Origin of the sequence: Hyphomonas sp. BRH_c22 (assembly GCF_000961795.1) — a bacterium.
Lineage (GTDB): Bacteria > Pseudomonadota > Alphaproteobacteria > Caulobacterales > Hyphomonadaceae > Hyphomonas.
The window spans coordinates 23,013-29,012 of record NZ_LADU01000068.1; the positions used below are offsets into that span (position 1 = coordinate 23,013).

At 61.1% G+C, this 6,000-nt stretch carries 6 protein-coding genes; 3 read left to right on the forward strand and 3 right to left on the reverse strand.

Annotation, left to right across the window (positions count from 1 at the left end):
* Positions 1-80 precede the first annotated feature (80 nt).
* From VR74_RS08960 to VR74_RS20765, 3 genes are all read left to right on the forward strand, one after another.
* Entirely contained in the window at positions 81-1,145 is a 1,065-nt protein-coding gene (locus VR74_RS08960; RefSeq protein WP_045696018.1) for a hypothetical protein, read from the forward strand.
* Positions 1,138-2,634, forward strand: a complete 1,497-nt coding sequence (locus tag VR74_RS08965) for an ABC transporter ATP-binding protein (protein ID WP_045696020.1) — start codon at positions 1,138-1,140, stop codon at positions 2,632-2,634. Before VR74_RS08960 ends, VR74_RS08965 begins: the two co-directional genes overlap by 8 nt.
* A gap of 515 nt (positions 2,635-3,149) precedes the next feature.
* A protein-coding gene (locus VR74_RS20765) for an IS630 family transposase (RefSeq protein ID WP_299949975.1) occupies positions 3,150-4,096 on the forward strand; the annotation gives its coding sequence in 2 pieces (ribosomal slippage) (positions 3,150-3,492 and positions 3,492-4,096; 948 coding nt in all).
* 6 nt (positions 4,097-4,102) lie between these two features.
* On the opposite strand, the gene VR74_RS08980 is transcribed toward VR74_RS20765, so the two are convergent.
* From VR74_RS08980 to VR74_RS08990, 3 genes are all read right to left on the reverse strand, one after another.
* Positions 4,103-4,495: a GFA family protein gene (locus VR74_RS08980; RefSeq protein WP_045696023.1), complete on the reverse strand. Its 393-nt coding sequence runs from the start codon at positions 4,493-4,495 to the stop codon at positions 4,103-4,105.
* Positions 4,495-4,974, reverse strand: coding sequence for a YbjN domain-containing protein (locus VR74_RS08985; RefSeq protein ID WP_045696024.1), 480 nt, complete (start codon positions 4,972-4,974; stop codon positions 4,495-4,497). The genes VR74_RS08980 and VR74_RS08985 overlap by 1 nt, the downstream gene beginning before the upstream one ends.
* 80 nt (positions 4,975-5,054) lie before the next feature.
* The coding region (locus VR74_RS08990) for an amidase (RefSeq protein WP_045696026.1) at positions 5,055-6,000 on the reverse strand (946 nt) is incomplete at its 5' end.

The window sequence follows — 6,000 nt, forward strand, 5'->3', positions numbered from 1 at the left end:
TTTTTTGAACCGCGGGAAGGAATCGGAGGCGGCTAGCGTTGTCTGGATGACTGTTTCTCGCTGACCCAAAGGACTTCAATATGATCGAGATCTTCGACCAGACGCGACTCTACAAATCCAAGCGCGCTTTCACGACCCGCCGCGTTCCCTTGCAGGACATGCGGGCCCTGGAAACCGGGCCGGTTACGCCCGCAGCTGGCGATCTGGTGCTCGCGCACGTCGAAGAAGTCGGCCGGCTTAGACGGCTTGAACTTGCGACGGGCCGCAAAGCCGCCATCTTCTCCGGTGACGAGGTTATTGTCGCATATGGCAACCGGTATGCGCCGGACGCTTATGAGGCGGAAGTTCCTGATGATCTCTCAGTCTGCGATCTGGCGGCGGGCGGCGGCATTGCAGCGCTCGTGTTGAACTCGAACGCAGTCTGGGAGGCGAAGGGTAGTCCGACCCGGTTGCGCCCAATTGGCCTTGTCACCGACGCCGAAGGCCGACCCATAAACTTGCAACGCTATGCCTTGCCTGCGCGTCCAATTTTACTTCGCCACGTCCCGGTGATTGCGGTCTGCGGGGCGACGATGAACTCGGGCAAGACCACGACTGTCGCCGGAATGGTGCGCGGTCTGACTCAGAAGGGATTGCGGGTGGGCGCCGCAAAGATCACGGGTACTGGTTCGGGGAACGATTACTGGAAGTTCGTTGACTCTGGCGCTGTCCATACACTCGACTTCACTGACGCGGGCATGGCGACGACCTATCTCGCGGACGTCGAGCAGGTTGTACGGGGCTCCGAAGCGCTTGTTGCCGAACTGATCCAGCGCGGGTGTAACGTGGTTATCCTGGAGATTGCCGACGGCGTGCACCAGCGCGAAACGCATGCGTTGCTCTCGCATCCTCGGATGCAGGCGTTGGCGGACCGCTGGGTCTATGCCGCCGACAGCGCCGCGTCGGCCGTTGTCGGCTGGCAGATCATGAATGATTGCGGGCTTTCGGTTTCGGCGATCTCAGGACTGCTCACGGCTTCGCCGCTCGCTATGCGCGAAGCTGCAGGACTTGTGCGGGCGCGCTTTTGCGCTTTGCCGGAACTGACCGAAGGTTCCGCTCCGTTGAGCTGGATTAAGGGTGTAGCAAGGCTATCGGCCTATGCCTAATCGGAAGCAGGGGGCGGTCTCCAACTTTCCGTCATATCTTGGAGGCGGCCGACTGGCCGCCTTTCTTCTGTTGATCCTGCTCGCCGTTCTGGAAACAGGGGCGCAAATCTTGACTGGCAAGGCGTTGACAGGCGTTATCGGCCTTGCGGCACAGTCGATTTGGCCGATCGCAAGCTTTATCGCTGCGGTCACAGCTCTCGCGTGCCTCTACTGGGGCCGCGGCGTAGCCGCGGAATGGATTGGGCAGAATTACGTCAACGACGTCCGGTCTGGTCTTGCGCGCCAGGCCGTCAGGTCGGCTCTCGGGCGCGGCCGGCTTGGTACGATCTCAACACGAATGAGCGCAGACCTTGCTGCTCTTAAGAATTGGTCTGATGCAGGCATTTGCGGCGTAGTATCCGGCGCACTTACGCTGACGGCGGGATTGATTTCAGCGTTGACGATTGCCGGCCTCGACGGGTTACTGAGCTGCCTTGCCGGACCGACCGTATCGATGCTGCTAGTTCTGATTCTATGGATTCCATTGTCGGCGCGTTTCCGGCTCAGGCGGGCTGCGCGGGGGCTTTTATCGGCGCGCACCGGGGACGCAGTCTATGCGGTGCGAACGGCTGCGGTATATTCCGCGTTCGAACTGTTCGTCCGGCCGATCCGCCTGGCAGGTGGGCGCCTTGCTGACATATCAGTCAAGACCGTCTCGCTCGTGCAGGTGCTGCGGGCCAGCGGCACCGTCACGGTGCCCGCTGGCGTCCTATTGTTCATCCTCATGCGGTCCGAAAGCGCTCTGGTGCCGGCTTCGGTCTGGGGCGGACTTATCTATGCGCTCAGCCTGTGCGGCGCTGGCGTATCCCTGCTCATCCTCGCTGTCGAGGCGCTGATCGAACGCCAGATTGCAGTCGAGAAACTGCGCGAGCTCGATGCGCAGGCTCTTGAGGCGCCGCAGATTGCCCCCGAAGGTACCGAGAAGATTTCGCGCAGGCCAATCCAGACATTATCAGTAGACGGGCGAATACTCGCTCCACCCGGCGAGGTCGCTGAGATGGCTCGGTCAGATATACCTGGGTTGACCACACGGCTCATGAAAGGCGGGGAGGGGATAATCCTTGGCGACTTGCAGGCGGTTTTCGCCAACCCGCGCGACTGGGGTCGACGCGTCGCGATTGTTTCAGAGGTTGTGCCCCTACCGAGAGGCAGCCTGCGCGAAGTGGTCAGAACCCGGGGACGGGTTCCGAAACGGCAGGTCGATGATGCGCTTCTGTTGGCAGGAATTGATCCTGGCACTACAGGCCTGCCATCTGTCATCGACCCTCAGCGTCACTTGATCGACCCCTGCACCATGGCGAGGCTCAGGCTCGTGCGCGGATTGGTTGCCAATCCTCATGCCCTAATCATCGATGAACCATGGCTGGCACAGGATGCTGCGTTGAAAAGCCGGTTGACAGACTGGGCCATCGGTTCTGGCTGCGCGGTTGTCTGGCTGAGGCCGTCATGAGCTCATGTTCGGGGGAGCTTGCGGAGTCGCAACTTGTCAACCCGAAAACCAGGTGTGCAAGCCTTCCGCAAAAACAGTCGAACTGGTAGGTCCGATGGAAAAATCCACTCCGTTGGAGCGTCGCTAGGGTAGTTCTATCATCTCTATCATTGGGGACGATGATGACGTATCAAACCTTCAAACGCGCGGTGGCTGCCTATGCAAGCCTTGCGAGCAGAACCTGCGATTGCCTTAACGCCATCGAAGCAAGAAGGGCAGACACCTCGGTTTAAATGATGTCACGTCAGTAACCATTGAGGATTCTATGGGGCTTAAGTGCCTCGGATCCTTCATCGAAGAATCGCGCACGAATCCGATCATCATCCAAGTAGACTCGATCCGGAACAGGACGGTCCCAACCAGGATCAATGACACGACGCGCCTTAGAGTAACTTCAAGTTTGGAGGAATCGGAAGGGATTCCCTCGAAGCTAGAATTGTGATTCACCATGATCGCTGGGAAGGAGGCCAGCGATCATGGGAACATACTATTCGCTGGATCTTCGTGAGCGGGCTGTTGCGGCGTACCTGCGTGGTGAGAGCTGCCGATCTGTAGGAGAGCGGTTCCAGATTGCGCCTTCGACGGTGGTGCAGTGGTCCGCTCTACTGAAGCGCCAGGGCGACCTCAAACCCGGAAAGGTCGGCGGCCACCGCCAGGCACTCCTGGAGCCGCACCGGGACTTCATCCTCGCCCGGATCGAGGATACCTCGCACCTGACCTTGCACCGGCTTGTCGATCTTCTTGCCGCACGCGGCGTCTTCGTCAGCCACGACACGGTCTGGCGCTTCCTGCGGGCCGAGGGGCTCAGCTTCAAAAAAATCTGATCGCGACCGAGCCGCTGCGCCCTGATGTGGCCCGCAAGCGTCGGCGCTGGAAGCGGGTTCAGGCAGGACTGGATCCGCATCGGCTTGTCTTCATTGATGAAACCTGGGTGAAGACGAACATGGCGCCGCTCAGGGGATGGGGGCCGAAGGGCATGCGTGTTCTGGGCCGGGCACCCCATGGCAAGTGGCGCACCCTGACCTTCCTGGCCGCCCTGCGCACCAATGGACTGAAGGCGCCCTGCGTCTTCGATGGCCCGATCAATGGCGAAGCCTTCCGGGCCTGGGTCGCCCAGATGCTGGTCACCGAACTCTCGCCCGGCGACATCGTCGTGATGGACAATCTCGGCTCCCACAAGGGCGCCGAAACACGAAACCTGATCCGGTCCGCCGGAGCACGGCTATGGTTCCTGCCGCCTTATAGCCCCGACCTCAATCCGATCGAACAAACCTTCGCTAAGATCAAGCAGGCCATGCGCACCGCCCAGGAACGTACCGCAGAGGCTGTCACAAAGCGCACCGGCGAGATCGTCACCGATATCTCATCCACAGAATGCAACAACTATCTCGTCAATGCTGGTTATGCTTCCGCTGAAACCTGAACCGCTCTAGTGCCTGGACTTGTGGGTCAGCGCGCCTGCATTGGCCTCCCAGTTTTGCCCGTCGAATGCATTGATTGTCACAACAAGCGATTGCCAGTCATCGAGGCAGCGCCAGGTCACGGCGAACCCGTCAGGATTGGATCGCGGGACGTAGAAGCTCTTTATACCGCATGTCTTGCAGAACAGATGGCGCGCCTCACCGGTGTTGAACGTGTATTCGGTCAGGTTGGCAGACCCGGCGAGCAGGCGGAAGCGGCTGGCAGGCACGATGACGTGCGTGTTGCCGCTCATGGCGCAGATCGAGCAGTTGCAATCCTCGACCTCGAAGGCATCCGGCAGGTCAACCTCGAAGCGGACCGCGCCGCAATGGCACCCGCCTGAACGCGGCTTTCGTGTCATCAGTCGGTTTCCTGCATGTGCGCGATGAAAGAGTTGAGGATGACGAAAAAGAGATCGACTTCGTCCGCGCCGAGCACGTTCTCGTCGGCCATGCTGACTGCATAATCGACGCCGACCAGATAGCCGTCTGTTTCCGTGTCACCGATCAGGAATGCCCGTCCGAAGGGGTAATTGTCATTATACAGGTTGATGTGCGTAAAGTCTGCGAGCGTGGGGCGGGCGTCCATGTTGAAGGTCGCGAAAATCATCGATGAAACGCAATTGGTGCCGTCGGTGCAATCCATCAGGCGGACCGTGAAATTGTAACCCTGACGGGTCGCATCGATACGAACGATCGTGTCGTCAATGGTTTCGGTTACAATATCCGTCGTGTTCATGGATTCCAGCAGTGCCTCGACCGCTTCCGGCGTTGCGGGAACGGCTGAGGCGGTAGAGGCGGCGAATGCAGCCAAGGCGGCAATAGCGAGGGATTTCAGCATGCGATGTCCTTCCGGCGGTCAAGTGGCTCAAGAATCATGATTCCCACAATTCGCAGGGGAATGGCAATCAAAACAATGCGTCATGCCACCCAGACCAGCGGTTTCCGATGCGCCCAGGGCGCGGCGCGTTCGAGTTGCCCGGCCAGCGATAGCAGGAGGCTTTCCGTGCCGTAGCGGCTGCCGAACATCATGCCGAGAGGCAGGCCGGAGGGTGCGGCGGGGTTGGGCTGTGTCCAGTGGAGGGGGACAGACATGGCGGGGGCGCCCATCTGGTTGAACACGGCGCAATGCGGCGCGAAGGTCTGCACGGCCTCCCCCATCGTGTCCGGCGCGGTGAGGGCCATGACGCCCAGCTTTTCCGGCGCCCGGGCCAGCGTGGCCGACAGGGTCATGTCGAAGCCGCCTGCATCGAGGAAGCGTTCATAGGCAATGGCGGCGGTCTGGAACGTATTGTTGGCATGGGCGAGTTCGACCATGGGCACGGTGCGGCCGAGATTGGCCATCTGGAACGTGACCGGTTCCAGCTCGTCCTCGCGGATGTTGCGCCCGAGCGTTCTGGCGCGTTCATCGACCATGGCGGCGATATTGGCGGAAATGGTGAACAGGGCTGCCTTGCCGAGCGCGGCGCCATCCATTTCGGGCGAGGCTTCCACGACCGTGTGACCAAGGCGCTCAAGCAGTTCGGCGGTGAATTTCAGGCCGGCCTCCGCGTCGGCATCCGGCTGGGTGCCATTCGGGGCATTGCGCCAGAGGGCGATCTTCAGGGGCTTCGGATCATGGTCAAGTTCGGCCAGGAAAGGGCGGGACGGGGGCGGCGCATGGTACCGGCTGCCAACCTCGGGGCCGTGGGACACGTCCAGCAGGGCCGCGCTGTCGCGCACGCTGCGGCTGACGGCGTGGACGGTGGAGAGGCCGTTCCAGCCTTCGGTGCGGCCGGGGCCCATCGGGATGCGCCCGCGTGAGGGCTTGAGGCCGAACAGGCCGCAGCAGGCCGCCGGGATGCGGATGGAGCCGCCCCCGTCGCTG

What these genes read in the sequence shown, in the direction of transcription:
- VR74_RS08960 (WP_045696018.1), top strand. Translation starts at nt 81, where the DNA reads ATGATCGAGATCTTCGACCAGACGCGACTCTACAAATCCAAGCGCGCT.
- VR74_RS08965 (WP_045696020.1), top strand. Translation starts at nt 1,138, where the DNA reads ATGCCTAATCGGAAGCAGGGGGCGGTCTCCAACTTTCCGTCATATCTT.
- VR74_RS08980 (WP_045696023.1), bottom strand. Translation starts at nt 4,495, where the DNA reads ATGACACGAAAGCCGCGTTCAGGCGGGTGCCATTGCGGCGCGGTCCGC.
- VR74_RS08985 (WP_045696024.1), bottom strand. Translation starts at nt 4,974, where the DNA reads ATGCTGAAATCCCTCGCTATTGCCGCCTTGGCTGCATTCGCCGCCTCT.